The organism is Flavobacterium panici, assembly GCF_903819335.1.
GTDB lineage: Bacteria > Bacteroidota > Bacteroidia > Flavobacteriales > Flavobacteriaceae > Flavobacterium > Flavobacterium panici.
The window spans coordinates 52,518-77,775 of record NZ_CAIJDE010000069.1; the positions used below are offsets into that span (position 1 = coordinate 52,518).

The window sequence follows — 25,258 nt, forward strand, 5'->3', positions numbered from 1 at the left end:
ATCCAAAAGGTTAAAAACTTTTAATTCAAAAAAAACAAAAAAACAAAAAACAAAATGAAAGGACCAATCAGTCAGTTTATTGAAAAACATTATTTACACTTTAATTCTGCTTCACTGGTAGATGCAGCCAAAGAATACGAACAACAATTAGCAAATGGATCTAAAATGTTGGTGAGTATGGCTGGTGCAATGAGTACAGCAGAAATTGGTAAAATTTTTGCGGAAATAATTAGACAAGATAAAGTACAAATTATTTCATGTACTGGAGCCAATCTAGAAGAAGATATCATGAATTTAGTAGCTCACTCTCACTACGAAAGAGTTCCTAATTACCGTGATTTGACACCAGAAGACGAATGGGCTTTACTGGAAAGAGGATTAAACCGTGTTACAGATACTTGTATTCCTGAGCATGAGGCTTTTAGACGTTTGCAAAAACACATCTATAAAATCTGGAAAGATGCTGATGATAAAGGAGAACGTTATTTTCCACATGAATTCATGTACAAAATGTTATTATCAGGCGTTTTAGAAGAATATTATGAAATTGACTTAAAAGACAGCTGGATGTATGCTGCTGCTGAGAAAAATTTACCTATTATTGTTCCGGGATGGGAAGACAGTACAATGGGTAATATTTTTGCATCATATGTAATAAAAGGTGACTTGAAAGCATCTACAATGAAATCTGGTATCGAATACATGACTTTCCTTGCTGACTGGTACTCAAAAAACAGCCAAAATGGTATTGGATTCTTCCAAATTGGTGGAGGTATCGCTGGAGATTTCCCTATTTGCGTTGTGCCAATGTTATACCAGGATATGGAAATGCATGATGTTCCTTTCTGGAGCTATTTCTGCCAAATCTCTGATTCAACAACAAGTTACGGTTCTTATTCAGGGGCAGTTCCAAATGAAAAAATCACATGGGGTAAATTAGATATCAAAACCCCTAAATTTATTATAGAGTCGGATGCTACAATTGTTGCACCATTAATTTTTGCATATTTATTAGATTTATAGGATATTTTTATGAAAAGAGTTATAGTAGACTACGCCAAACTGACAAACGAAATTTTAAACCTTTTGGTTGAAAAATTTCCTGATGGTTATGATGATTCGGATGTTATCCGTTTTAGAAACGCTAAAAACGAATTAGTAGAAGCTGTTGAAGTTCGTACTGAAGACACTATTTATTTAGTAAAAATCAGTACTAAACTTGCTGACAGAATCGAAAATTATGATGAAGATGACGATATCGATCTTGATGTTGATACAATCGAGCCAGTTAAAGGTATTGATCTTGATGATGATGCTGCAGACGATGATGACGATGATGACAATCTTGATAAACCAGACGTTGACGGTGGAGATGATGACGATGATGACAGAGATCCAGACGATATTGCTGATGATGACGAAGATGAGGACGACGAAGATTAATCATTTACTTTTAAAATAAAGACAAAGGAACTCTATTTTGAGTTCCTTTTTTATTTATCCATACAAACAAATTATAAGAAAATTACTATATTTATATTTTAAGAAATATATTTAAAATATAAATTATTCGCCAATATGAAATCAGAATTACTACACGCCAAACTGAAAGAAAATTTCGGATTTGAAAAATTCAGGCCAAATCAGGAAACGATAATAAAAACTATTTTATCCGGACAGGATACATTAGCTATTATGCCTACCGGTGGTGGAAAATCTATCTGTTTTCAGCTGCCGGCGCTTATATTACCCGGAATAACTATCGTTATTTCGCCTTTAATTGCCTTGATGAAAGATCAGGTTGATAGTTTGAAAACAAACGGAATTGCCGCATGTTATATCAACAGCAGTCAATCATCTGAAGAACAGCAGTTTTATATTGATAATTTAAAATCGAATAATTTTAAACTCGTTTATATTGCTCCCGAAAGTTTATCGTATTTAGATAATGTATTTAACGAATTAACAATCAGTTTAATTGCAATTGACGAAGCGCATTGTATTTCTTCTTGGGGTCATGATTTTAGACCAGCCTACACCAATTTAGGATATTTAAAAAACCGCTTCCCTTCTACTCCAGTTTTAGCTTTGACTGCAACAGCCGATAAAGCAACACGTGCAGATATAACCAAACAGCTAAATTTAAAAAGTCCAAAAACTTTTGTAGCTTCTTTTGATCGCGCAAATTTAAGCCTTGAAGTGCGACCGGCTTTAGATCGTATAAAACAAATTATTGATTTTGTTGAAAACAAGCCCAATGAATCTGGGATTATTTATTGTTTAAGCAGAAAAACGACAGAAGAACTTGCAGAGAAATTATCTAAAAACGGAATTGTCGCAAAAGCATATCATGCAGGTTTAGATAATACAACACGAGCAAAAACTCAGGATCAGTTTATAAATGATGATTGTCAGGTTGTATGTGCTACAATTGCATTTGGAATGGGAATCGACAAATCAAATGTTCGCTGGGTAATTCATTATAATTTGCCTAAAAATATTGAAGGCTATTATCAGGAAATTGGGCGTGCAGGCCGCGATGGATTACCAGCAGAAACCGTTTTATTTGAAAGTTATGCAGATGTGATTCAGCTTCAAAAATTTGCTTCTGAAGGATTAAATTCTGATGTTCAGCTTGCCAAATTAGAACGAATGAAGCAATACGCAGACGCAGTAAGCTGCAGACGAAAAATTCTTCTTTCTTATTTTGGAGAACTGGTTACGGAAAATTGCGGTAATTGTGATATTTGTAAAAATCCGCCAACATTTTTCGATGGAACGATTCTCGCGCAAAAAGCACTTTCGGCTATTACCAGATTACAGGAATCTGAACCTTTAGCTGTGATTGTTGATTTTTTAAGAGGCTCAAAAAACGCATATATCTACGAAAAAAATTATCAAACGCTAAAAACGTACGGAATTGGAGCCGATATTTCCTGGTACGATTGGAATCAATATTTAATTCAGCTGATTAATCTAGGATATTGTGAAATTGCTTTTCATCAGCACAATAAAATTTTATTAACGCCTTTTGCCAAAAAAGTTTTGTTTGAAGGTGAAAAAGTAAAACTGACAACGGTTGTTAAAAAAGTAATTGATAAAAATGAAGTAAAACAGGAAAAAGCAAAAACTGCTGCTAAAAATTCTCTTTTTGAGACACTTCGAAAATTACGCTACGAAATTGCTCAAGAAGAAGAAGTTCCTGCCTATGTGATTTTCAGTGATGCTTCGTTAAGACATATGGAAATTTTACGACCAATGAGCGACGAAGATTTCCTTGCCGTGGAAGGTGTTGGAAAAGCAAAACTCGAAAAATATGGAGCAGAATTCATTAAGGCGATTATTGAGTTTCAAAGAAATAAATCTGTCGTTAAGAAAGACAAAAAGGAAAGCACGTATGCTAAAACTTTAGAATTATTTCAAAATGGACTTTCTATTGAAGAAATCGCCGGACAAAGAAATCTGGGCGAAACTACAATTGTCTCTCATTTAGCTAAATTATATGTTGATGGAAACGATTTTGATTTAAGTCAGTTTGTTTCTGATAAAGAAATCATTGAGATTGAAAAAGCTCAATTAGAATTAGAAAATCCTAGCGCTTTACGACCTTACTACGAATACTTTGAAGAGAAAATGTCTTATGATAAAATTCGATTTGGATTGGCGTTTTTAGAGAGAAAGCATTTAAGTGCTAAATAAAGATGGCACGCGGATTTTACGGATTCGCTATCGCGAAGGCGCTGATTAATACGGATTTTTTTGTCATTTCTAAGAACGAAAAATTGCACAAGTATTTCTTCATAGTGAATCGTCAATCTTTGTCGAATTTCTAGTGTGATTTCTCGTTCCTCGAAATGACAAAAACAAAAAATCCTGTGAAGTAAATTCACAGGATTTTTTTAGTATTTATAATTTTATGCTTTTACAAATATCTTTCTTCAAAAACTTTTTGATGATGTTTTTGATGTCCAATTATAACAAAACCTAAAGCTCGAACAGAAATTTGATTACCAGAAGCCGTTCCAAGTCTTTTAAGCTGATCTTCAGATAAACTTTTGTAAAATAATAAAGTTGAATGTCTTAAAGCAGAAAGTTCAGTTAATAAATCCTGAATACTTCTTTTATTTGATTCTGTATTATTTGCATAATCATCTTCTTCAAAACTAGGCAAAGGCGTTTTGTCATTTCTTGAAAATCTCAGAGCACGATAAGCAAAAATACGTTCAGTATCTATAATATGCTGAATGATATCCTTAATTGTCCACTTCCCTTCTGCATAGCGATAATCAAATTTGTCCATTGGAATATTTTGAACAAATCGGATAAAATCATGAAGAGAGATTTCTAATTCTTCGATTAATTTTCCCTCGCCGGCTTCTCTGATATAAGTGCCAAAATGACCCGAATATTCATTTTCTAGTAACTGACTTGCAATCATTTTTATAATTTTAAAGTTTACAAATTACGATTAAGCTGAATTTCTACTTGCATTTGTGTTTCCGAAAAGAGATCTCGTTACTATTTTTTCGTAAACTTTGATTAGCTCCTCATTCGCAGAATTTTCTTTGTTCAATTCATTAATTTTCAACAATGCGTATTGTTGTATTGTCAACAACGGCAGTACAATACGCTCTCTTATTTGAATTGATGCTATACCATCAGGATAGTTTTCCATTAAGGTTTTATGACCTGCAATTTTTAATAAAAGACGTTTTGTCTCAGAAAATTCATCATAGATAATCTGCCAGAATTCACCAAATTCAGGATCTTTTCTCATATATGCCGTTAATGGTAAAAATGATTTTGCCAATGACATCATACTGTTCTCTAACAACGTTTTAAAGAATAATGAATTGTGGTACAAATCACTTACTTTATCCCATTGACCTGATTCTTCAAAATGTTTCAAAGCTGTTCCAACTCCAAAAAATCCTGGTACGTTTTGTTTTAACTGACTCCAGGAACCAACAAACGGAATCGCTCTTAAATCTGCAAAATCTAATGATTCAGATTTGCTTCTTTTTGAAGGGCGGCTTCCAATGTTAGTTTTAGAATAATATTTCAACGTACTCATTTTTTCCAAATAAGGAATAAATTTCGGGTGATTTTTAAAACTTAAATATTTATCATAACCCAAATTAGCTAATTGCGTCAGGATTTGAGTTTCTTCTGGAGTTAACTCATTTTTTTCTTTACCAAAAACCTGATTAGTTACACCGGCACTTAATAGGTTTTCAATATTAAAACGGCAAGAATCTAAAGTTCCAAAATTAGAACTAATCGTTTGCCCTTGTACCGTAATCTGAATTTCTTTATTTTCAATTTTTGGTCCTAAAGAAGCGTAAAATTTGTGTGTTTTACCACCACCACGCGCAGGAGGTCCGCCGCGTCCGTCAAAGAAAATAGCTTTAATTCCGTATTTTCTTGAAATTTCAGTCAGCGAAATTTTAGCCTGATAAATACTCCAGTTAGCCATTAAATAACCACCGTCTTTTGTACCATCAGAGAAACCAAGCATAATGGTCTGTTCGTTTCCTCTTGATTTTAAATGCTTAGAATATTCAGGATTGGTATACAATTGCTCCATAATTTGATGCGCATTTTGCAAATCATCTACAGACTCAAAAAGCGGAATAATGTCAACAGTTGGATTTTCCCAATTATTCAAACGAATCATCGCAAAAGTTTCCATTACGTTTAGGGCACTTTCGTTATTACTAATAATATAACGATTGGCTCCTTCTTCACCATTATTTTCCTGAATGGTTTTTATTGCCTGAACAGATTCTAAAGTCGACCTTGTAATTTCGTTTTCAAAATCAGCAGGATTTAAGTTTCCTTTTATCTTTGATAAAACATCGATTTTTTGATCTTCTGTCAATTCATAATAATTTTTCGGAAAAGTATCTGAACCTGAGTTTAAGTAATAATTCACAACATCTTTGAATACAGCATTGTGAATTTTACTATTCTGACGAATATCTAAAGTTGCAAAATGGAATCCGAATAAATTGATTTTTACCAAAAGAGCTTCTAATTCGTCTAAATATAAAGATTGATGTTTTTCAATAATGATAGTACGAATTGTATTCAGCTGTGTCAATAATTCATCTAAAGTGATAAAAATTTCACCTTTAGAATAAAATACTGAACGATAAAGTTTATGTTCAAGATCAGACACTAAAGTATCTACGCCTGAGAAAGTTAGCTTTCTTTTTAAATTTCTCATTTCAACATAATAACACTTCAAAATTGAAGTTCGTAAACGATCTGCAACTTTCAGTGTAATCTCTGTTGTAACGAATGGATTTCCGTCACGGTCACCTCCCGGCCAGAATCCTAATTTTATTAATTGGTTCTGAATTTGATTTCCGTCATTAATATTTTTCTGTAAATAATGTACAATTTCTCCCGCTGTAGCATAGAATACATTTTCAAGATACCAAATCAAACTAACGGCTTCATCGTAAGGGTTTGGTTTTTCATGCTGAATAAAAGGTGTTTTTCCCAGCTGTGCTAATAATTGTTTGATCTGCAATAAATCGTTTTGACGAATTGCTTCGGTCAAATCGTTTATAATTCCTAAAACAGGGCCAGGATAAAACTGAGTTGGATGCGCTGTTAAAACCGTACGAACATTGAAATTTTCTAAAAAATTAACTAATTCATCGTCTTTTTCTTTTGCATCTGATTTTTCTTTGATATCACGCAAAGATCCACGACCTTCCATATTGTTAACTTCAGGAAAAGCAGCATCTTCAATAGCGTCAAACAATACAATCTGACGTTCTATATATTGGATAAATCGAAACATTAAGTCGATTTTTTCCGTTTCTGAAGCATTATTCAGGAACTTATTTGAAAAGAAATCAAAAATTTCTTTTGGGGTTTCCTGTTTTTTAAATCCCGTTTCGCAGGTTTCTGTAAATAACGGCAGTAAAACACCTGTATTATCAATAGAGTCAAATGGTAATGTTATGAAAACACTATTGTAAATATGGTATTTAGAGAGAACGTCTTTGTTAAAACGCTCTATTTTTGGCAACGTGTACATAAATTCTTTTATAGTTGGTTGGTTAATTGGTCATAAAAAAACCCCAAGAATAAACTTGAGGTTATATTTTAATATAGCATTCAAGAGGGATTCTTACATATTTTTGAAAATAGTATGCATCAAACGCTTCTTATCGTTAATACTTTCCTCTAATGAAATCATAGTTTCAGTTCTGTAAACACCATCGATATCGTCAATCATGAAGATAACTTCTTTTGCATGTTTTGTATCTTTTGCTCTGATTTTACAAAAGATGTTGAATTTTCCTGTCGTTACAGAAGCAACTGTTACGAATGGAATTTGATTGATACGCTCTAATACAAATTTAGTTTGTGATGTATTATTAAGGAATACCCCAACATAAGCAATAAATGAATAACCTAATTTATCGTAATCTAAGGCTAATGAAGACCCCATGATGATACCGGCATCCTCCATCTTTTTTACTCTAACGTGTACTGTACCAGCAGAAATCAATAGTTTTTTTGCAATGTCAGTAAACGGAACTCTCGTATTGTCTATTAACATATCTAAAATCTGGTGATCTACTTCATCTAAACGAAATTTACTCATAATTCTTTAATTAATATTACTAATTGCTATTACAAAGTATAAAAATATATATAAAAAACAACAAATTCACATAAAAATTAACTTTTTATCAACCCGTTAACAAATTTAGTATTTTTATTTAAATAAAAATCTGCTTTTTGGTTCATTTTCGGAATATTAAGATAATCATCAGAATAAACAGCTTCATTTCCGTCGTATTCATAATGACCAAAATAATTTTCCAATTCGCCTGCTTCTACTATATAAGCATTAAAATGAATCTTATTTTCAATCAATTCTTCTTTGTATTGTGCGACAAAATTCGTAATAATTTCGATACCATCATAATTTATTTTGATATTTTTATACATAAAATCATAAAAAACGACTTTATTTTGTGAAATATTCAAATAATCAGAATTTCTATTGACAACTAAATCGTTTTCGCTTATGAGTTTAAAGCCCGAAATTAGTGAGAAAAATATGTATTTTCTTGTAATTTCCCTTTCATAATCCTTAGGAAAATGACCTGCTTCAAACAATATGGTAGGAACTCCTAAAAACTGAAAAGTATCTCCTATACAGTTTATATTGAATGAATCGTCAAATCTTCCAACTTGTCCGGGAATATATTTTTGCAATTCATCGTTAATTCCGGCAATTAAATTAATCGCTTTTTGTCTGTTTTCATTCACTTCTCTTTCTTCATTATAAGATGGAGCCAGAAAAGAGACAGTTGCAGGCTTACCAGTATCGCCAGCGCCAAAAATAGTACGCTGATCGTGCAGATTAAAGCAGTAATGAGGTTTAAAAGTTTCAAAAACTTCTCTTAAAACGTTACTTTCTGGCTGTGTAAGGTTTTGAGAATCGCGATTTAAGTCAATTTTATTCGCATTTTCACGTGTATAAAGCCTAGCGCCGTCAGGGTTTAATATAGGAATGGCATAAAATGTAAATGTTGAGAGCATTTTTTTAGCAAAATCAGATTTGCTGTTTAATACATTAATAAAGTCAAAAAGCGCTTTAGTTGTCGTGCTTTCATTTCCATGCATTTGAGACCATAAATAGATACGTGTTTTTCCGGTTCCAATTTCGTAACTATATATAGGTTCTCCTAAAACAGATTTTCCAATAACCTTAACTTGATTATCAGTATTTAATTTATCTAATAAAGGCTGAATATGATCTAAAGTCAGGTATCTTCCTTCAATAGAATGCTCTTTGTATTGGTTAAATAATTCTTCTAAATTCATTGTGTTTTGATTAGTTTACAAAAGTAAACATCTTTATTTTTACAATTGTAAACAAGAAAAAATAAAGAGAATTTAGAAATGTAAACAGATTTATTAATGAGTTTTAAGGATTTAAACAAAATCCAGTTAACAATTGTTATTACTTTAAGTATAAAATATCAATATATTATATTTCAATGAGTTATGTAGTGTCATATGAAGTTAAAATTGCATCATAAATCCTTAATTTGAACGATTTACAACTGTAAAATTGTATTATCAAATCTTTTTAGTTACATTTGTAAACACGTATGATTTAAATTAGAATTTACAATGGTAAACATCGATGATTTTGTAAAAAGACTGGAAATTATACTGGATTATTACGCACTAAATGCCTCTTCATTTGCAGATAAAATTGGTGTGCAGCGTTCCAGTATGTCTCACCTGCTCTCTGGAAGAAACAAACCAAGTCTTGATTTTGTCATGAAAATTTTGGATGTTTTTCCTGAAGTAGACTTATATTGGATTCTAGTTGGAAAAGGAAATTTTCCTAAATCAGAAAATGAAACCGTTCCGAATTTTCAAAATATAAATTCAGACTCCCCTTCTTCATCAAATGAAAATTATTCTGGAGAAGATTTATTTACTCCATTAAATAAAGAAGAAAATAAATCCCAGATTAAAAGTTTGATCGAAACCAAAAAATCAAATTTGAGTTTTGAAGAAGACGAAATTGAGAAAATTGTAATTTTCTATAAAAACGGAACTTTTAAGGCTTATGTACCATAGATCGAAAATTTCGCGTATTTGAAAATTTTTTAAAATAATTTTCATTTAAGGGATTCTCACGAATCTGGAAAATCATCAAAAAATTAGATCTGAATTCCGTTTTCAGGAATTTTTCCTAAAACACCTTTATAGTGCTGTTTTAAAATTTCCCAATCGGCTTCATAATTTCCTGTTGGATAAAATGGCTTTCCTAGATTCACTTCTTTCTTTCCCCAATCAAAAGCAACGGGAACTATTGGCACATTCGCTTTAAGCGCTATATAATAAAATCCGGTTTTAATTTCGGTTACACCTTTTCGTGTTCCTTCTGGTGCAACAGCCAAGCGAAAAACTTCTTTACGATCAAAAATAGCAGCGATAGAATCTACTTTATTTAATCCTCCGGTGCGGTCAAGCGGTTCACCACCAACATTTCTAAAATAGTAACCAAACGGAAATTTGAATAATTCTTTCTTCCCAACCCAGTTCATTTGTAAGCCGGAAATACCGCGGGTAAAAAGACCAATATAAAAATCGTGATTACTGGTATGCGGCATAACCATTAATATACATTTTTTTACTTCAGCATTTTCTATTCCTACTATCTTCCAGCCCATTAGCTTAAAAAAGATGAATTTGTATAGTCTTTTCTTCATTAAAATTTAATATTTCTTGCAAAATAAAAGATTTAAAATGGTATTTTTGAGTAAAAGCATTACAAAATGATTCAAAAATTGTTCAGTTATCTATATCCCATTAAAATCTTCAAAAAAAAATCGGCACGAAGTAAAGTGATCGAAGTTACCTGGGCAAATGGAGAATTGGTTTTAGATTCTGAAAATACAAATTATTCATACGGAAGTTTACAACGTATATTAAGGTACGGTCTTCGCAATATTGGTTATGACAAGGTATTACAAATGGAACATATTCTGGTTCTTGGTGTTGCCGGCGGCAGCGTAATCAAAACCCTTGTTGACGAAATTAATTATAAAGGTAAAATTACCGGAGTTGAAATCGATCCTGAAATGATTCAAATTGCCAATCAGTATTTTAATTTAAACGAGATCAAGCAGCTTGAAATTATCATTGACGACGCTTTTGAGTTTGTTTTAAAAACAAAAGATCGCTACGATTTAATAATTATTGATATTTTTGAAGATACTAATATGCCAAACTTTTTGTTCGAAAAGTTTTTTAGCGAACGAGTTTGTTTTCTTCTCAAAGATCAGGGCTTCATTTTATTCAACACCATGATTCTCGATGAAGCGCATAATGTTCGAAACAGAAAATACATTACAGAGATAAACGCACAATTATTTACTTCAAAAATGCTGCCCCGCATTGAAGTTCATAATGAATTAATAATAATCGAAAAAGTAGCCTAAATTTAATTTTATGAAATCCCTTGTATCTATATTAAAAGCCTTACCACCTACTAAAGTAATCGATGCCTCAATTGATTTTTCAAAATACCTTCCTTTAGATTTATCCATAACCAATACTGATTTAGTCGAAAGCAAACCTGAAACGTCTACAGAATTTGAACGTTTTATTTTTGATTATCTGGCAGATAATAATGCAGAAGTTGCCTATGGCGGTTATATCGAAGGCCGTAACTTATATAAAAGGAGCACCATTTTTAAAAATGATTCTGTTCCGGAAAGAAATATTCACATTGGCCTTGATTTATGGGCAAAAGTTGATACTCCAGTTTTAGCTCCGCTTGACGGAAAGGTTCATAGTTTTCAAAATAACGAAGGTTTAGGAGATTACGGGCCAACCATAATATTAGAACATGAAGTAGAAAACGAGAAATTTTATACTTTATACGGACATTTATCGTTAGAAAGTATAGAAAACCTTACCGTTGGGGCAATTTTTAAGAAAGGTGAACAAATTGCAGCTTTAGGAAATTCAACTGTTAACGGAGATTACGCACCGCATGTTCACTTTCAGATTATAAAAAACTTAGAAGACAAATGGGGCGATTATCCCGGTGTGTGCAATACAAATGATTTAAATTTTTATATAGAAAATTGCCCCGACCCAAACTTATTATTAAAAATAACTTAAATGATTATGAAGAAAGCGGGATTGATTATATGTTTGTTGTTATTAATTGGATGTAAATCGAAAACTGTAAGTAGAGATACAGAAGATTTAAAAATTAAAAAAGTTTCTAACGCCGATATTAGTTCAGAGCAGCAGAGAAAAGCGTATGAATTAGGCAAAAGAGTTTTAGAAACCTGTAACACATCTAAGTTTAAACCTTTTAATGAAACCGAAGTTACTCAGTCTGTTAGAGAAAATACGACCGAAGAACGATTGACTAAAACCTGTACCAGATTTAGACAATATTATGGAAGTTTTATTGATTTAAAATTAGATGGCGTTTACAAAACCAAAAATGAAGTAATTTACCGTTATCACGCTTTATACAGTAAAAAAGTAGCCAATAAAGAACTTCGCATTTTTGTAAATGAAGAGAACTTAATATCTGCCATTAAATCAATGGATTGGGATGAAAAGTTTGACGCAAAAGCAGCTGAACAATAAAGTAACTATATATGAAATTAAAATTGCCTCTTCTTTTATTACTGTTTATTTCAATCTTTGCAAATGCGCAGCAAACCATGAGTGTAAAAGGATCTCAGCCTTTTCCGGCAACGCAGGAATATACTTTTATCTGCGAAAAATATGCTTTTACGGGCGAAGCCAACATTCAGATTGCAAAAACAGATAAAGGCGGCATTTTAAAAATCACAATTGCAACTTCAAATGATAAAGCCAGAATTGCCGGAGGTCTTTATGTAGATTTGGCTAATGCTGATGTTATTGCCTGCACAGACAAAAATGTAAAAGAATCGTCTGAAGGAAAAACAACTTCGTACTATTACTTTACTCCTGCTGAATTTGCCAAACTTAAAAAAAATGATATTTACGCTGTTCGATTTATCATAAACGGAGGTTCCAATACTTTTGGAAACGAAACCGGATATTTTACGGCGCACAACAAAAAGAATTATTTTTCAACGGTTTACGATAAATCTAAAAAGAGTTACGACACCGCAAAAGAAATTAGTGTTTTGTAAATACAATATTTTATATAATAAATCTTATATTTATAACCTAATTTTCAAATTTATGACTCCCAACGAAGCTTTAATTACAAAGTTCTATACTGCTTTTGCCAATTCTGATTTTAAAACAATGGCTGAATGTTATCATCCAAAAATACATTTTATTGATCCGGCCTTTGGTTTGTTAAAAGAAGAACAAGTTTCGAAAATGTGGGAAATGCTGATTATAAGAAGTAAAGGAAGTCTCAAAATCGAATTCTTTGATGTAAAAGCCGATGAATTTACGGGCTCTGCAAAATGGGTTGCAACTTATAATTTCAGCAAAACAAATCGCAATGTAATTAATAGAATTTCTGCCGAATTTGTTTTTCAAGATGGCTTAATCATCAAACACACCGATAATTTTGATGTCTGGAAATGGTCAAAACAAGCCTTTGGGCCAACCGGGTATTTATTAGGCTGGACAGGTTTTTTCCATAAAAAAATTCAGGAACAAGCTTTACTTTCCCTTAAAAAATTCCAGGAATCTAAGTAATCTAGAAAAGCTTTTTTTAGCGCAAAGTTCGCTAAGTTTTTTTCGCAAAGTGCGCGAAGTTGCTGATTTAATTTTAACGCAAAGTTCGCTAAGGAATTTTCGCAAAGTGCACAAAGATTTTTAGTATAAAAACAAGTTTTTTTAAGTTCGCAAAGCTGGTTTTTAAAATATACGCATAAAGTAAATAAGCCCGAGAGTTTTTAAAACTTTCGGGCTTATTTTTATAATTGATATTCTCAAACGAAACTTTGAGACCTTAAAAAACTTTTACAAAGAAAAACCTTCGCGCACTTTGCGAAAAACCCTTAGCGAACTTTGCGTTAAAAAAAATACTACGATTTAAACCAACTCTTCACTAATTCATCCTCAAATGAAGTAGCATTTTTATGAACAAATTCATTGGTCTCTTTATTATAAGAATAATCTAAAGCCCAGGTTTTATGGTTTTTAGCCAAGTCTATAATACTATTACAAACAAAAGCAATTTCTTCATCAGTAGTAGTTGGGTGAATCGACATTCTAATCCATCCCGGTTTTTTGATTAAATCACCAATCGTAATTTCATTAACCAGTTTATTCGAAGTTTCCTGATCTACGTGCAATAAATAATGACCGTAAGTTCCGGCACAGCTGCATCCGCCGCGAGTTTGAACCCCGAATTTGTCATTCAATAATTTTACGCCCAAATTAAAATGTAGATCTTCAATAAAAAACGATATTACACCCAAACGGTTTTTATGCTGACCCGCTAAAATCTTAATATTTTCAACAGGATCTAACTGACTAAAAACAAAATCTACAATTTCGTGTTCGCGTTGCAAAATGTTCTCAATTCCCATTTCTTCCTTCAGCTCAATTGCTAAAGCGGTTTTAATAACCTGAAGAAATCCCGGAGTTCCGCCATCTTCGCGATCCTCAATATTATCTATATATTTATGTTCGCCCCAAGGATTTGTCCAGCTAACTGTTCCTCCGCCCGGACAATCCGGAATCATATTATTGTATAATTTTTTATTGAAAATCAAAACTCCCGAAGTTCCAGGGCCGCCAAGAAATTTATGCGGGGAAAAGAAAATCGCATCCAGATAAGATTCAGGATCTGCAGGATGCATGTCAATTTCAACATAAGGGCCAGAACAGGCAAAATCTACAAAACAAACTCCATTATATTGGTGCATTAATTTTGCGGCTTCATGAAAAGGCGTTTTTATACCCGTAACATTTGAGCAAGAAGTAATTGATGCAATTTTTATCGTTCTGTCGCTGTATTTCTGTAATAACAATTCTAAATTATCCAGACAAAACAGCCCTTTTTCACAAGATGGAATAATCTCAACGTCTGCAATTGTTTCTAGCCAAGAAGTTTGATTAGAATGATGTTCCATGTGAGAGATAAAAACAATAGGTTTTTTTTCAGCCGGAACTGTGGTGAAATTTTTAAGATTTTCAGGAATTTTCAAACCTAAAATACGCTGGAATTTATTGATAACCCCAGTCATTCCGGTTCCATCTGTAATTAAAACATCATCTTCACTTGCATTGGTATGACGCTTAATTATATGTCTTGCTTGGTGATATGCCTTTGTCATGGCAGTACCAGACACTGTAGTTTCAGTATGCGTGTTGGCAACAAACGGTCCAAATTGATTCAAAAGTTTCTCCTCAATTGGTCTGTACAGCCTTCCGCTGGCAGTCCAATCGGTATAAACAATATTTTTTTTGCCAAAAGGTGACATAAATTCCTGATCTATGCCAACAATATGCTGTCTAAAATCCTGAAAATAAGTTTCTAGACTGATGGTACTATTTTTGGTATTCATTTGTTGTGCCTGTGTTTAACTGCAAATATATCGCTTTTTTCTAAAATTGAGAATTTATCAATTCTAAACTTTAAACTTTAAGAAAACTTTTAATATCTTTAGTTAAATACCTCTTTTTTAGATAAATTATCATAATATTCTATCAGGTTAATAGGGCATATAAACTTTAAGCTATTTTTACATTTATGGAAAATTTATCAACAGCCACTTTTGGTGGTGGATGTTTTTGGTGTGTAGAAGCTGTAATTCAGCGTTTAAAAGGTGTTAAGACAATAAAATCTGGTTTTTCAGATGGTTTTATAAAGAATCCGGCATACCGCGAAGTATGTACAGGACGAACTGGTCACGCAGAAGTTATTCAGGTTACTTTTGATTCTGACATTATTTCATATCATGATTTGTTAACCGTTTTCATGACAAGTCACGATCCAACAACTTTAAATCGTCAGGGCGGCGACAACGGAACACAATATCGTTCGATAGTTTTGTATCATGATGAATCACAAAAAGAAATTGCAGAAAAGGTTTTTGAAGAAGTGCAGCCCGTTTATGCTGATCCTATCGTAACGCAGTTAAAACCTTTTGAAGTGTTTTATGAAGCCGAAGATTATCATCAGGATTATTACAACAACAATCAGGAAGCAAGATATTGCCAGCTTGTAATTGACCCAAAAGTTCAAAAACTTAAAAAAATGTATGCTGATAAATTAATTGGCTAATATTTTTTTAGCCACAGATTGCACGGATTAAAAAGGATTTCTCTTTTTTTGATGATAAATAAAAATCGGCACAGATTAAAAAAAATCCGTTTAATCTGTGTAATCTGTGGCCCAAACATAAAAACTCAAATGAAAAACTTAAAAATAAATAATCGATTTACTGCCGAATTGCCTGCAGATACAGACTTAACAAATGAAATTCGTCAAGTTAGGAATACTGCTTTTTCATATGTAAATCCAACAAAACCTTCAAATCCTAAATTAATTCATGCTTCTGAAGAAGTTGCTGAATTAGTTGGGATTTCAAAAGACGAAATTCAATCTGAGGAATTTTTGAATGTTTTTTCAGGAAAAGAAATTCTTCCTGAAACAAAGCCTTATGCCATGTGTTATGCCGGACATCAATTCGGAAACTGGGCTGGACAATTAGGCGACGGCCGAGCAATCAATTTAACAGAAGTTGAAAACAACAATCAGTTTTTTACCCTTCAATTAAAAGGTGCCGGAAAAACCCCTTATTCCAGAACTGCTGATGGTTTGGCAGTTTTACGTTCGTCAATAAGAGAATATTTATGTGCCGAAGCCATGTACCATTTAGGCGTTCCCACTACCCGATCACTTTCGTTGATGCTGTCTGGAGATCAGGTTTTGCGTGACGTTTTATACAACGGAAATCCTGCTTACGAAAATGGTGCGATTGTTTGCCGTGTTGCACCTTCTTTTATTCGTTTTGGAAGTTTTGAAATGCTGACTGCCAGAAATGAACTTAAAAATTTAAAGCAATTTGTAGAATACAATATCAAACATTATTTCCCCGAAATTACTGGCGAACCAAAAGAGCAATATTTACAGTTCTTTAAAAAAGTAGCCGATACAACACGCGAAATGATTTTGCATTGGCAGCGAGTTGGTTTTGTTCATGGCGTAATGAATACAGATAATATGTCGATTCACGGTATCACCATTGATTACGGACCTTACGGATGGCTTGAAAATTACGATCCAAATTGGACACCAAACACAACAGACAGTCAAAATAAAAGATATAGATTTGGGAATCAACCACAAGTTGCGCATTGGAATTTATATCAATTGGCGAATGCGATTTATCCTTTGATTAATGAAACTGAAGAATTAGAAAAAATCTTAGAATCATTTATGGATGATTTTATTTTAGATTATAAAGAAATGTTTCTAAATAAATTAGGATTGTTTATTTCAACTTCTGCTCAAATTGATAATGATTTAACGGATAATCTTGAAGCGACTTTACAATTGACAGAAACGGATATGACGATCTTTTTTAGAAATTTAAGTTCTATTAAAAAATCTGATTCTGTTGAAAAAGCGATTGAAAAAATCCAATACTCATTTTATAAAATAGAAGAAGTTTCGGGAGATATTTTAGATGCCTGGAAAAAATGGTTTACCGTTTATTTGGAAAGATTGAACGCTGAAGAATTATCGGATGAAGTACGTTCTCGAAAAATGAACTCGATTAATCCAAAATATGTACTTCGAAATTATATGGCACAATTAGCTATTGATGCTGCTGATAAAGAAGATTATTCGTTGATAAACGAGCTGTATACATTATTGCAAAAGCCATACGATGAACAGCCGGAATACGAAAAATGGTTCGCAAAACGCCCAGATTGGGCACGAACTAAAGTTGGATGCTCAATGCTTTCTTGTAGTTCTTAAATTTTTTTTGCCACGAATTACACGAATTTTCACGAATTTTTTTTTTGAAGTGTCACATCGAGCGAAGTCGAGATGCTTATGTGTTCTCGACTTCGCTCGAACTGACAAAAATATTAATTCGTGAAAATTCGTGTAATTCGTGGCAAACCTTTATTTCGAAGTAATATAATCCACAATCATATTTGCATGGATTCTTGAGTTTTCTATAAACCATTTATGCGTTTGCATTCCTCCACAGACAACGCCTGCAAGGAATAAACCTTCAATATTGGTTTCCATCGTTTCAGGATTATAAGTCGGAATTTTCAATTCATCATTTGAAAGTTCAATTCCTGTATTTTGAAGAAAATTTAAATCTGGTTTATAGCCTGTTAAAGCCAGAACAAAATCATTTTCGATTGTAACTTTTCCGTTTGGAGTTTCAATTTCAACCTTATTATCAAGGATTTCCGTAATATTAGATTCAAAGTAGGCTTTGATACTTCCTTCTGCAATTCGGTTTTCGATATCGGGTTTAACCCAATATTTTACTCGATTATTGATTTCATTCTTACGAACAACCATTGTTACGTTTGCCCCTTTCCGCCAGCATTCTAAAGCAGCATCAACAGACGAATTGTTTGCGCCAACAACTAAAACATTTCTAAAAGCATATTCGTGCGCTTCTTTATAATAGTGACGAACTTTTGGTAATTCTTCACCTTTAATATTCATGTGAATCGGAATATCATAAAAACCGGTAGCAATAACAACGTTTTTCGATTTGTATGAACTTTTGTTTGTAGAAATTTCAAAAATAGAACTTCCAGTTTTTTTAATTTCATTTACTTTTTCAAATAAATTAATATTGAAATTAAAATAACGGTGGATATTTCGATAATATTCTAAAGCTTCCTGACGACCCGGTTTTGGTGCTAAACAGTTAAACGGAATATCACCAATTTCAAGTCTTTCGGCAGTTGAGAAAAAAGTCATGTACAATGGATAATTGAAAATACTATTTACAATCGCGCCTTTTTCTATAATTAAATAACGTAAGTTTTTCTTTTGAGCTTCTATTGCACAAGCCAGACCTATTGGCCCGCCTCCCACAATAATTAAATCATATTGGTCAGCCATAAAATTATTCTTTTCCCCAGTTTTTAAAAGGATTTTTGCTCAAATAAGCATTATAATATCTTTCGTCATTTGTTACTTCTTCTCCCAGCCAATCTGGTTTTTCGAAACTTTCATCTTCAGACTGCAGTTCAATTTCTGCCATTGTTAAGCCTTCATTTTCTCCATAAAATTCATCCACTTCATAAATATGGTTTCCGAATTTAATTTCATAACGTGTTTTCTCAATTTTACCTTTTTCGCATAATTTCAACAATTCTGCAGCTTCATCAAGCGGAATTTGATTTTCCCATTCAAAACGAGACATTCCTCCTTGGTGGCCAATACCTTTTATGGTTAAAAAAGCTTTATCTCCTTTAATTCTAACACGAACCGTTCTCTCGGCAATTGAACTTAAATAACCTTGTGCAATTTGATTTTTTGCAAATGCCTGTTCTTTAAAATCGTCTGATTTTACAAGAAACTTTCTTTCTATTTCGAGCATTTTGAGTCTTAATTTATTTTACTGCAATTTACTCATTTTAATTCAGTCGTGGAATTTCATTTTTAAAAATCCATCTATAAAATTCGTTTCAAATTCCAGTTTTTTTTGGTCTAAAATGAAACCAATTTCATTGATTATTAACATATTAGCTACATTAATTTTCGTTAATTTTGATAGAACCTTAATTCATCAAATCATGTCTAAAAAAGCACTTTATCTATTAGGGATCGCTCTGGTCATAATTTTAGGTACAATTTTGTATATAAAGTTTTGCTGCAATTGCGATACGGCGCAGCCAAATGCTGCTGTCGAAAAAGTTCCTCCTACGGCAATTAAGAATGATAATTTTGTTCCTTTTATCATAAATGGTTCCGGATTTGAATTTAGAACGAATTATAATTTTAAATTTTTAAAAAATAATCCTGCTGCAATTCAACCCATAAGCGATTCAATTTCAATTGGAATTGAAAAACTTAAAACTTTTTTAGTCTCAAATCCGAAACAAAAAGTTACCATTACGGGTTATGCTACTTCTGACGAAACGAATACAACAAAATTTGAAAATCTTGGATTGGCCCGAGCAAATGATGTCAAAAATTATTTTGTTTCAAAAGGTTTGGCTTCTTCTCAGCTAGACACAAAAGGAGAAATTATCAATAGCTGGAAAACAAATGCTGATACACTCATTGGCCCTGTTGAATACGAGCTTGAAACGATTGATACAACTTCTGCACCCACTGATGATTGGGCTGCGCTGAAAGAAAAAATTAATACAAATCCGTTGATTTTTCATTTTAATACCAATAAATCAAATTTTAATTTAAATGAAGAAGAACAGCAAAAAGTGACTGATATTGTTAAATATTTAAAAAATGTAAAAAACACTTCTGTATTAGTTGTCGGGCATAGTGATAATGTAGGCAATAGAGATTTAAATATAGAATTGTCACAAAAGAGAGCCGATTTTTCTAAAAATTATTTAATCAAAAACGGAATTGAAGCTTCCAGAATTGCTACTGAATCAAAAGGCCCGGATGAACCAATTGGCGATAATGCTACAACCGAAGGAAAAGCAAGCAATAGAAGAACCGTAGTTACCATCAAATAATCAAAAATATACTTATTATGAATTTACCATGTATCTTAATACCGATTTTAGTGGGTATAATCTGTGGGATTTTAGGTTACTTACTAGGAAAATTGAACTCAAAAGAAGATGATTCTTTAGCCGCATCATTACAAGCAGACCTTGATGCCTGTAAAGCAAATACGAAAAATTTAAATACAAAAATAGCTTCTCTGGAAGCAGATCTGGCGGCTGCACATGCTAAAGCTTCTGCATCTGTACCTAAATCATTTGTTGCAGAAACTCCAGCTGTTTTGTTTGATAGTGCGCTGGCCGCAAATGTATTAGGCAAAAAAATAAAACAGGACGATTTAAAAATTGTTGAAGGAATTGGTCCAAAAATAGAAGCTTTACTTAACGACTCCGGAATTAAAACATGGAAAGATCTTTCGGAAACATCAACAGAAAGATTACAGTCCATTCTGGATTCCGGAGGAGAAAACTACTCAATTCATAACCCTAGTACGTGGGCGAAACAGGCTTTATTTGCTTATCAGGGAAAATGGCAGGAATTAAAAGAATGGCAGGAAAATTTACTTGGCGGGAAAGAGTAAAAATAGGTTCAAAGGTGCAGAGTGGCAAAGGTTCAGAGGTTTTATATCGTGCTTTTTAACCCTATGAATCTTTGTTACTTTGTACCTTTTCTAAAATTACTGAATCCCAGTCTGTAGATGAATTGTACCACAATTTTCCTTTTAAAACTTCTAACGGAGAATCGAAATTATTGGTGTAAAGTGCTCCGGTTCCTAATCCTTGTGGCATTTTTGAATTTTGAAGAAATGTCCATTGTGCTATTGCATTTAATCCGATATTGCTTTCTAATGCAGAGGTTATCCACCAGCCAATATTGTGTTTATCTGCTAATGTTATCCATTCCTGTGTTCCTCTAAAACCACCAATAAAACTAGGTTTTAAAATAATATATTGTGGTTTGATTTCCTGCAGCAATTTTTCTTTTTCTTCGAATGAAAATATGCCAATTAGTTCTTCATCTAAAGCAATTGGAAAAGGAGTTATTTCACATAAATCTGCCATAGCCTGAATATTCCCTTTTTTAATAGGCTGTTCTATACTATGTAATTGAAATTTATTTAATTGATTGAGTTTATCTAAAGCTTCATTTAAAGCAAAAGCTCCATTTGCATCTACTCTAATTTCTATTTCTTCTGCTGAAAAATGATTGCGGATAAATTCTAATAATTCTAATTCTTTTTGAAAATCTATAGCTCCAATTTTAAGTTTAATACAGCTGAATCCGTCTGCTAATTTATCTTCAATCTGTTGCTTCATGAAAGCCGGCTCGCCCATCCAAACCAAACCGTTTATCTCAATTGACTGTGTATTGTTGGTAAAATCAGAAAGAAACAATAAATATGGATTCTCGCTTTTTAGAGATAAAAAAGCCATTTCGATTCCGAATTGAATCGAAGGAAATTCCAGTAAAGATTCCCATAACACTTTTTCTCCTAAATGAATATTGTCACAAGCCCATTTTAGCTTTTCTTCATAATCATCGCGATCGTCAGCACTCAAGCCACGAAGTATACCGCACTCACCTATTCCTTTTTTACCGTTTTCTTCGAGAACAATAAACCAGGTTTCTTTTTCGGTCATAACGCCGCGAGACGTCCCAGACGGTCGCTTAAACTCGAGCATATATTTGTGGTAAGTCGCTTTCATTTTTTTAGATGCTAAGATTCTAAGACCCTAAGATGCTGAGAAACTAAAAAACTTAGAATCTTAGTATCTCAGCAACTTAGTAACTTAGTTAAATAATTTTAGGATTTTTTCGAAGTCTTTTGAGGGTAAACCTGCTTTTTCGAAAAGGGCAAAATCAGATTTTGTTTTTTCTTTCCAGCTTAGGCTGTCTGTAACGTTTTGATCTTGATATTTTTTATAGATTGTTTTTGCGTCACCGTAATTATTACTCACTAAATATACGTGTGCTAAATTTAGTTTTACTAATAACTCTGTATCATCTAATTTTTCGCCTTCCTGCAAAAACTTTAATGCTTTTGCATATTGTTTTGTCAGGATATAGCAATAACCAATTGAACTGTAATCTAATGCCGTAGCTTTTCCGTCGTTGATGATTATATTTAATTTTTGGATGGCTTCGTTGTATTTTTGCTGTTTTATTAAAGTCGCAATCTGATTTCTTAAATCGTTATAAACGTTTTTAGAAATGTCAGCGTCTTTATAGCAGGCATTTCCAAAGTCTTTGTAAACTTTTGTTTTTTCTACAGCCAGTAATTTTTGAAATTCAGCATAACGATATTCTTTCATGATTTTATCCAGAATACAAACACAAAAATCATCAGAATTGGCCATTTTCTGTGCCATTGTTGATGTTTTGCACAAACTAATAATCTCATTTTTATTGTCCTGATTCCAGCCGCGGTTTAACTTTACATCAACCCAAGGCACAACTTCTAAAACTATTTTCTGGGTCAAAAACCAATTTTTGCTTTCAAAACCAAACCAAATTGTTTTTGTATTTTCTTTTAAACAGGAATTTTTGTCTAATGAAATTCTCTTTGCGTCTTTGCTAACAGGTTCTGACTGAGAAAAACAAGCTGAATCTATTTTTCCATCGGAAACGTATTTTTTAGCTGTTTCATTTGAGGTAAACAAGGAATACGTACATTGATCGTCTCCTGAAATTTTAGACATTAAAAAAACAGCTCCGGCAGAACCTTGTACTATTCCGTATGGATCTGGAATTGCTTTTAACAGCGAAACCAAACTATTGGCCATTTGCTGATTTTTGTCCAGAAGTGTAATTCTGTATACAATTTCAGTTGTTCCTACGGGTAAATCTTCTGTTTTTATTACAATTCTGTCACCTGCAGAAACCAGGATTTCTTTTGTTGTTGCACGTTCTTTGTCCCAATAACCGTCTTTTTGAGCAAAAGCGCTGTAGGTAGAAGTTATTAAAAGGATTAAAAATATTCTTTCAAAATTCATATTTGGTTTAAATCTTTTGCCACGACCCGAGCAATAGCGAATAGGCGAAGCAATTCCACAAATTTTCACTAATTTTTTATTTGCCACAGATTGCACAGATTAAAGTGATTCAATGCTTTATTATTTGACATATATTATGCCAAAATATTTTTTTGAAACCGAATGTCCTAGCCCCGATAGGAGCGATATCCTTTTATGGTCTCGTTTTTTCACGAGACCATAAAAGATATAGCGGATAGCGGGAATTAGCTCCTTCCTTCGACTACGCTCAGGATGACATTATAGTTCTATAGATTCTCCGATATTTAAAAGCATCAAATCTTTTCCTTTATCAAAGAATTTGCGGATTGATTCTTCGTGGTTGATTTCGATATAACCAAAAGTATCAAAGTGATAGCCTAGAATTTTGTCACATTCTACAAAGTCAGACGCGATTATAGCATCTTCAACATCCATTGTAAAATTGTTTCCAATTGGAAGAATGGCTAAATCTAATTTTGTACGCAGCGGAATCAATTTCATATCAAATGTAAGGGCTGTATCTCCGGCAATGTAGATGTTTTTGTGCTCGCCTTCGATTACAAATCCGCCGGGATTTCCTCCGTAAGTTCCATCAGGGAAAGAACTGGAGTGAATTGCGTTTACATATTTTACTCTTCCAAAATCAAATTTCCAGCTTCCGCCGTGATTCATTGGGTGTGCGTTAAAACCTTTTTTTGCGTAGTAACTAGTAATTTCAGCATTTGAAACAATTACTGCATTGGTATTTTTAGCAATTGTATCTACATCTAAAACGTGATCACTGTGTGCGTGAGTTAATAAGATATAATCGGCTTTTAATGTATTTATGTCGATGGCTGCAGCCTGTGGATTTCCTGAAATAAATGGGTCAACAAGAATGTGTTTTCCTCCTACTTCGATCCCTAAAGATGCGTGTCCGTAAAATGTAATTTTCATTTTTTTTAAGTTTAAAGTTGAACTTGAATTATCTTCCTCCAAGGAAAAGGTTAACAATAATATCTGAAATCAATGAAATCATACAAATTGTCAATAATATAGAAAGTAAAAATGTGCTTAATGCTACTTTTTTTAATTCCGGATCTAAAAGCTTAGGATTTTGATTTTTATAAACAGTAATTAAATGTTTAGTTAAAGGAATGTAAGCCAGTAAAAACAAATATTGGTCGAAATTATAATCGCTTAAAATCGCAAAAATAACAACCAAAAGCATCGCTGTAATGATTATTGAAAAGTGATAAATTTTAGCTTTTGCACCGCCAATTTGCACTACAATTGTGTTTTTACCCGATTTTCTGTCTGATTCTTCGTCGCGCATATTGTTAAGATTTAAAACCCCAACGCTCAATAATCCTATTGCAACTGCAGGAAGGATTAAAAGCGGATCTACTTCTTTTGAATACAAAAAGTTAACGCCTAATGTGCTTACTAATCCGAAGAAAATGAAAACAAATAAATCGCCAAATCCTCTATATCCATAAGCTGAATTTCCTACTGTATAACGAATTGCCGAAACAATTGCTGCGATTCCTAATAATAAGAAAAAGATAGAATAACCAAAATTATCCTGACCAAAAGCAAAATAAATCAAAATAATTGCTGATAATAAAGTCAGCAAAGAAGTAATTATTATAGCTTTTTTCATGGCTTGCGGCGTAATTGCCCCACTTTGAATGGCGCGCTGCGGACCAACGCGATCTGCATTATCTGTACCTTTTACTCCGTCTCCATAATCATTTGCAAAATTAGAAAGTACCTGAAGACCAAGTGTTGTTAAAAGTGCGAAACCAAAAATTTTCCAACTAAAAACTTCTGTTGGCGTATTAATCGTTTCTGTTGGGTTTGAAAGTGCGTAAATACTTCCAACTATAATTCCGGAAACTGATAAAGGCAATGTGCGCAGTCTAGCGGCTTCAATCCAGTGTTTCATATTTTTATTTTAGATTTTTAGAGTTTAGATTTTAGATTGTTGGATTCTTTATAATTTAAAAAATCTAAAATCTGTAATCTAAATAATATTGTTTTTTAATCTAGAGTTTAGATGCCATTTTCAGATTCAAAAAATCTAAAATCTGCA

25 protein-coding genes are annotated in these 25,258 nt (G+C 32.8%); 13 read left to right on the forward strand and 12 right to left on the reverse strand.

What is annotated here, in order from left to right; translation table 11 throughout:
• The first annotated feature begins 54 nt into the window (after positions 1–54).
• From FLAPXU55_RS23600 to recQ, 3 genes are all read left to right on the forward strand, one after another.
• On the forward strand, positions 55–1,023 hold the full coding sequence (locus FLAPXU55_RS23600) for a deoxyhypusine synthase family protein (protein ID WP_053473229.1): 969 nt from the start codon (positions 55–57) through the stop codon (positions 1,021–1,023).
• Between the two features lie 9 nt (positions 1,024–1,032).
• Complete coding sequence (locus FLAPXU55_RS23605; protein ID WP_053473230.1) at positions 1,033–1,443, forward strand: hypothetical protein; 411 nt, start codon at positions 1,033–1,035, stop codon at positions 1,441–1,443.
• Positions 1,444–1,578: 135 nt separating this feature from the next.
• Entirely contained in the window at positions 1,579–3,699 is a 2,121-nt protein-coding gene (gene recQ / locus FLAPXU55_RS23610; protein ID WP_180861838.1) for a DNA helicase RecQ, read from the forward strand.
• Between the two features lie 223 nt (positions 3,700–3,922).
• Here recQ and FLAPXU55_RS23615 read toward each other — a convergent pair whose 3' ends face one another.
• From FLAPXU55_RS23615 to FLAPXU55_RS23630, 4 genes are all read right to left on the reverse strand, one after another.
• Positions 3,923–4,438: a DinB family protein gene (locus FLAPXU55_RS23615; protein ID WP_180861839.1), complete on the reverse strand. Its 516-nt coding sequence runs from the start codon at positions 4,436–4,438 to the stop codon at positions 3,923–3,925.
• Between the two features lie 30 nt (positions 4,439–4,468).
• Positions 4,469–7,054, reverse strand: coding sequence for a phosphoenolpyruvate carboxylase (locus FLAPXU55_RS23620; RefSeq protein WP_180861840.1), 2,586 nt, complete (start codon positions 7,052–7,054; stop codon positions 4,469–4,471).
• 93 nt (positions 7,055–7,147) lie between these two features.
• Positions 7,148–7,627, reverse strand: coding sequence for an Lrp/AsnC family transcriptional regulator (locus FLAPXU55_RS23625; RefSeq protein ID WP_008468989.1), 480 nt, complete (start codon positions 7,625–7,627; stop codon positions 7,148–7,150).
• A 77-nt stretch (positions 7,628–7,704) separates the two neighbouring features.
• Positions 7,705–8,859 carry a M14 family metallopeptidase gene (locus FLAPXU55_RS23630; protein ID WP_180861842.1) on the reverse strand — a complete coding sequence of 385 codons (1,155 nt, stop codon included), beginning with the start codon at positions 8,857–8,859 and terminating at the stop codon, positions 7,705–7,707.
• 312 nt (positions 8,860–9,171) lie between these two features.
• On the opposite strand from FLAPXU55_RS23630, the gene FLAPXU55_RS23635 reads away from it, so the two are divergent.
• Complete coding sequence (locus FLAPXU55_RS23635; protein WP_180861844.1) at positions 9,172–9,630, forward strand: helix-turn-helix domain-containing protein; 459 nt, start codon at positions 9,172–9,174, stop codon at positions 9,628–9,630.
• 83 nt (positions 9,631–9,713) lie between these two features.
• On the opposite strand, the gene FLAPXU55_RS23640 is transcribed toward FLAPXU55_RS23635, so the two are convergent.
• Positions 9,714–10,265, reverse strand: coding sequence for a 1-acyl-sn-glycerol-3-phosphate acyltransferase (locus tag FLAPXU55_RS23640; protein ID WP_053473236.1), 552 nt, complete (start codon positions 10,263–10,265; stop codon positions 9,714–9,716).
• A gap of 66 nt (positions 10,266–10,331) precedes the next feature.
• Between FLAPXU55_RS23640 and FLAPXU55_RS23645 the strand changes: the two genes are divergently transcribed.
• Genes FLAPXU55_RS23645 through FLAPXU55_RS23665 form a run of 5 tightly spaced genes read left to right on the forward strand, consistent with a single transcriptional unit; the run spans position 10,332 to position 13,227 of the window.
• Positions 10,332–10,997: a spermidine synthase gene (locus FLAPXU55_RS23645; RefSeq protein ID WP_053473237.1), complete on the forward strand. Its 666-nt coding sequence runs from the start codon at positions 10,332–10,334 to the stop codon at positions 10,995–10,997.
• Positions 10,998–11,007: 10 nt separating this feature from the next.
• Positions 11,008–11,685, forward strand: a complete 678-nt coding sequence (locus tag FLAPXU55_RS23650) for a peptidoglycan DD-metalloendopeptidase family protein (RefSeq protein ID WP_180861846.1) — start codon at positions 11,008–11,010, stop codon at positions 11,683–11,685.
• 6 nt (positions 11,686–11,691) lie between these two features.
• On the forward strand, positions 11,692–12,168 hold the full coding sequence (locus FLAPXU55_RS23655; RefSeq protein WP_053473263.1) for a hypothetical protein: 477 nt from the start codon (positions 11,692–11,694) through the stop codon (positions 12,166–12,168).
• Between the two features lie 11 nt (positions 12,169–12,179).
• Positions 12,180–12,704, forward strand: coding sequence for a hypothetical protein (locus tag FLAPXU55_RS23660; protein ID WP_180861848.1), 525 nt, complete (start codon positions 12,180–12,182; stop codon positions 12,702–12,704).
• 52 nt (positions 12,705–12,756) lie between these two features.
• Positions 12,757–13,227 carry a nuclear transport factor 2 family protein gene (locus tag FLAPXU55_RS23665; protein WP_053473240.1) on the forward strand — a complete coding sequence of 157 codons (471 nt, stop codon included), beginning with the start codon at positions 12,757–12,759 and terminating at the stop codon, positions 13,225–13,227.
• Between the two features lie 332 nt (positions 13,228–13,559).
• Here FLAPXU55_RS23665 and FLAPXU55_RS23670 read toward each other — a convergent pair whose 3' ends face one another.
• Positions 13,560–15,047, reverse strand: a complete 1,488-nt coding sequence (locus tag FLAPXU55_RS23670) for an aminotransferase class V-fold PLP-dependent enzyme (protein ID WP_180861849.1) — start codon at positions 15,045–15,047, stop codon at positions 13,560–13,562.
• Positions 15,048–15,232: 185 nt separating this feature from the next.
• Between FLAPXU55_RS23670 and msrA the strand changes: the two genes are divergently transcribed.
• Both msrA and FLAPXU55_RS23680 read left to right on the forward strand, forming a co-directional pair.
• The gene (gene msrA, locus FLAPXU55_RS23675; RefSeq protein ID WP_053473242.1) at positions 15,233–15,766 is read left to right on the forward strand and encodes a peptide-methionine (S)-S-oxide reductase MsrA; all 534 of its coding nucleotides are present in this window, start codon (positions 15,233–15,235) and stop codon (positions 15,764–15,766) included.
• Between the two features lie 129 nt (positions 15,767–15,895).
• Positions 15,896–17,470: a protein adenylyltransferase SelO gene (locus tag FLAPXU55_RS23680; RefSeq protein WP_180861850.1), complete on the forward strand. Its 1,575-nt coding sequence runs from the start codon at positions 15,896–15,898 to the stop codon at positions 17,468–17,470.
• A gap of 150 nt (positions 17,471–17,620) precedes the next feature.
• On the opposite strand, the gene FLAPXU55_RS23685 is transcribed toward FLAPXU55_RS23680, so the two are convergent.
• Together FLAPXU55_RS23685 and FLAPXU55_RS23690 are read right to left on the reverse strand one after the other, a co-directional pair.
• On the reverse strand, positions 17,621–18,589 hold the full coding sequence (locus FLAPXU55_RS23685; protein WP_180861851.1) for a YpdA family putative bacillithiol disulfide reductase: 969 nt from the start codon (positions 18,587–18,589) through the stop codon (positions 17,621–17,623).
• 4 nt (positions 18,590–18,593) lie between these two features.
• Positions 18,594–19,070 carry a CYTH domain-containing protein gene (locus tag FLAPXU55_RS23690; RefSeq protein ID WP_180861852.1) on the reverse strand — a complete coding sequence of 159 codons (477 nt, stop codon included), beginning with the start codon at positions 19,068–19,070 and terminating at the stop codon, positions 18,594–18,596.
• A 115-nt stretch (positions 19,071–19,185) separates the two neighbouring features.
• Here FLAPXU55_RS23690 and FLAPXU55_RS23695 point away from each other — a divergent pair, with 115 nt between their 5' ends.
• Complete coding sequence (locus tag FLAPXU55_RS23695) at positions 19,186–20,178, forward strand: OmpA family protein (protein WP_235992155.1); 993 nt, start codon at positions 19,186–19,188, stop codon at positions 20,176–20,178.
• Positions 20,179–20,195: 17 nt separating this feature from the next.
• Entirely contained in the window at positions 20,196–20,750 is a 555-nt protein-coding gene (locus FLAPXU55_RS23700) for a hypothetical protein (protein WP_180861853.1), read from the forward strand.
• 61 nt (positions 20,751–20,811) lie between these two features.
• Here the strand turns inward: FLAPXU55_RS23700 and FLAPXU55_RS23705 are convergent, their stop codons facing one another.
• From FLAPXU55_RS23705 to menA, 4 genes are all read right to left on the reverse strand, one after another.
• Positions 20,812–21,876, reverse strand: coding sequence for an o-succinylbenzoate synthase (locus tag FLAPXU55_RS23705; protein WP_180861854.1), 1,065 nt, complete (start codon positions 21,874–21,876; stop codon positions 20,812–20,814).
• Between the two features lie 84 nt (positions 21,877–21,960).
• Complete coding sequence (locus FLAPXU55_RS23710; protein WP_180861856.1) at positions 21,961–23,163, reverse strand: tetratricopeptide repeat protein; 1,203 nt, start codon at positions 23,161–23,163, stop codon at positions 21,961–21,963.
• Positions 23,164–23,442: 279 nt separating this feature from the next.
• A complete protein-coding gene (locus FLAPXU55_RS23715; protein WP_053473249.1) occupies positions 23,443–24,120 on the reverse strand; it encodes a metal-dependent hydrolase in 678 nt (225 codons plus the stop codon).
• Positions 24,121–24,148: 28 nt separating this feature from the next.
• Positions 24,149–25,111, reverse strand: a complete 963-nt coding sequence (menA, locus tag FLAPXU55_RS23720; protein WP_053473250.1) for a 1,4-dihydroxy-2-naphthoate octaprenyltransferase — start codon at positions 25,109–25,111, stop codon at positions 24,149–24,151.
• Positions 25,112–25,258 lie beyond the last annotated feature (147 nt).

What these genes read in the sequence shown, in the direction of transcription:
- FLAPXU55_RS23600 (WP_053473229.1), top strand. Translation starts at nt 55, where the DNA reads ATGAAAGGACCAATCAGTCAGTTTATTGAAAAACATTATTTACACTTT.
- FLAPXU55_RS23605 (WP_053473230.1), top strand. Translation starts at nt 1,033, where the DNA reads ATGAAAAGAGTTATAGTAGACTACGCCAAACTGACAAACGAAATTTTA.
- recQ (WP_180861838.1), top strand. Translation starts at nt 1,579, where the DNA reads ATGAAATCAGAATTACTACACGCCAAACTGAAAGAAAATTTCGGATTT.
- FLAPXU55_RS23615 (WP_180861839.1), bottom strand. Translation starts at nt 4,438, where the DNA reads ATGATTGCAAGTCAGTTACTAGAAAATGAATATTCGGGTCATTTTGGC.
- FLAPXU55_RS23620 (WP_180861840.1), bottom strand. Translation starts at nt 7,054, where the DNA reads ATGTACACGTTGCCAAAAATAGAGCGTTTTAACAAAGACGTTCTCTCT.
- FLAPXU55_RS23625 (WP_008468989.1), bottom strand. Translation starts at nt 7,627, where the DNA reads ATGAGTAAATTTCGTTTAGATGAAGTAGATCACCAGATTTTAGATATG.
- FLAPXU55_RS23630 (WP_180861842.1), bottom strand. Translation starts at nt 8,859, where the DNA reads ATGAATTTAGAAGAATTATTTAACCAATACAAAGAGCATTCTATTGAA.
- FLAPXU55_RS23635 (WP_180861844.1), top strand. Translation starts at nt 9,172, where the DNA reads ATGGTAAACATCGATGATTTTGTAAAAAGACTGGAAATTATACTGGAT.
- FLAPXU55_RS23640 (WP_053473236.1), bottom strand. Translation starts at nt 10,265, where the DNA reads ATGAAGAAAAGACTATACAAATTCATCTTTTTTAAGCTAATGGGCTGG.
- FLAPXU55_RS23645 (WP_053473237.1), top strand. Translation starts at nt 10,332, where the DNA reads ATGATTCAAAAATTGTTCAGTTATCTATATCCCATTAAAATCTTCAAA.
- FLAPXU55_RS23650 (WP_180861846.1), top strand. Translation starts at nt 11,008, where the DNA reads ATGAAATCCCTTGTATCTATATTAAAAGCCTTACCACCTACTAAAGTA.
- FLAPXU55_RS23655 (WP_053473263.1), top strand. Translation starts at nt 11,692, where the DNA reads ATGAAGAAAGCGGGATTGATTATATGTTTGTTGTTATTAATTGGATGT.
- FLAPXU55_RS23660 (WP_180861848.1), top strand. Translation starts at nt 12,180, where the DNA reads ATGAAATTAAAATTGCCTCTTCTTTTATTACTGTTTATTTCAATCTTT.
- FLAPXU55_RS23665 (WP_053473240.1), top strand. Translation starts at nt 12,757, where the DNA reads ATGACTCCCAACGAAGCTTTAATTACAAAGTTCTATACTGCTTTTGCC.
- FLAPXU55_RS23670 (WP_180861849.1), bottom strand. Translation starts at nt 15,047, where the DNA reads ATGAATACCAAAAATAGTACCATCAGTCTAGAAACTTATTTTCAGGAT.
- msrA (WP_053473242.1), top strand. Translation starts at nt 15,233, where the DNA reads ATGGAAAATTTATCAACAGCCACTTTTGGTGGTGGATGTTTTTGGTGT.
- FLAPXU55_RS23680 (WP_180861850.1), top strand. Translation starts at nt 15,896, where the DNA reads ATGAAAAACTTAAAAATAAATAATCGATTTACTGCCGAATTGCCTGCA.
- FLAPXU55_RS23685 (WP_180861851.1), bottom strand. Translation starts at nt 18,589, where the DNA reads ATGGCTGACCAATATGATTTAATTATTGTGGGAGGCGGGCCAATAGGT.
- FLAPXU55_RS23690 (WP_180861852.1), bottom strand. Translation starts at nt 19,070, where the DNA reads ATGCTCGAAATAGAAAGAAAGTTTCTTGTAAAATCAGACGATTTTAAA.
- FLAPXU55_RS23695 (WP_235992155.1), top strand. Translation starts at nt 19,186, where the DNA reads ATGAAACCAATTTCATTGATTATTAACATATTAGCTACATTAATTTTC.
- FLAPXU55_RS23700 (WP_180861853.1), top strand. Translation starts at nt 20,196, where the DNA reads ATGAATTTACCATGTATCTTAATACCGATTTTAGTGGGTATAATCTGT.
- FLAPXU55_RS23705 (WP_180861854.1), bottom strand. Translation starts at nt 21,876, where the DNA reads ATGAAAGCGACTTACCACAAATATATGCTCGAGTTTAAGCGACCGTCT.
- FLAPXU55_RS23710 (WP_180861856.1), bottom strand. Translation starts at nt 23,163, where the DNA reads ATGAATTTTGAAAGAATATTTTTAATCCTTTTAATAACTTCTACCTAC.
- FLAPXU55_RS23715 (WP_053473249.1), bottom strand. Translation starts at nt 24,120, where the DNA reads ATGAAAATTACATTTTACGGACACGCATCTTTAGGGATCGAAGTAGGA.
- menA (WP_053473250.1), bottom strand. Translation starts at nt 25,111, where the DNA reads ATGAAACACTGGATTGAAGCCGCTAGACTGCGCACATTGCCTTTATCA.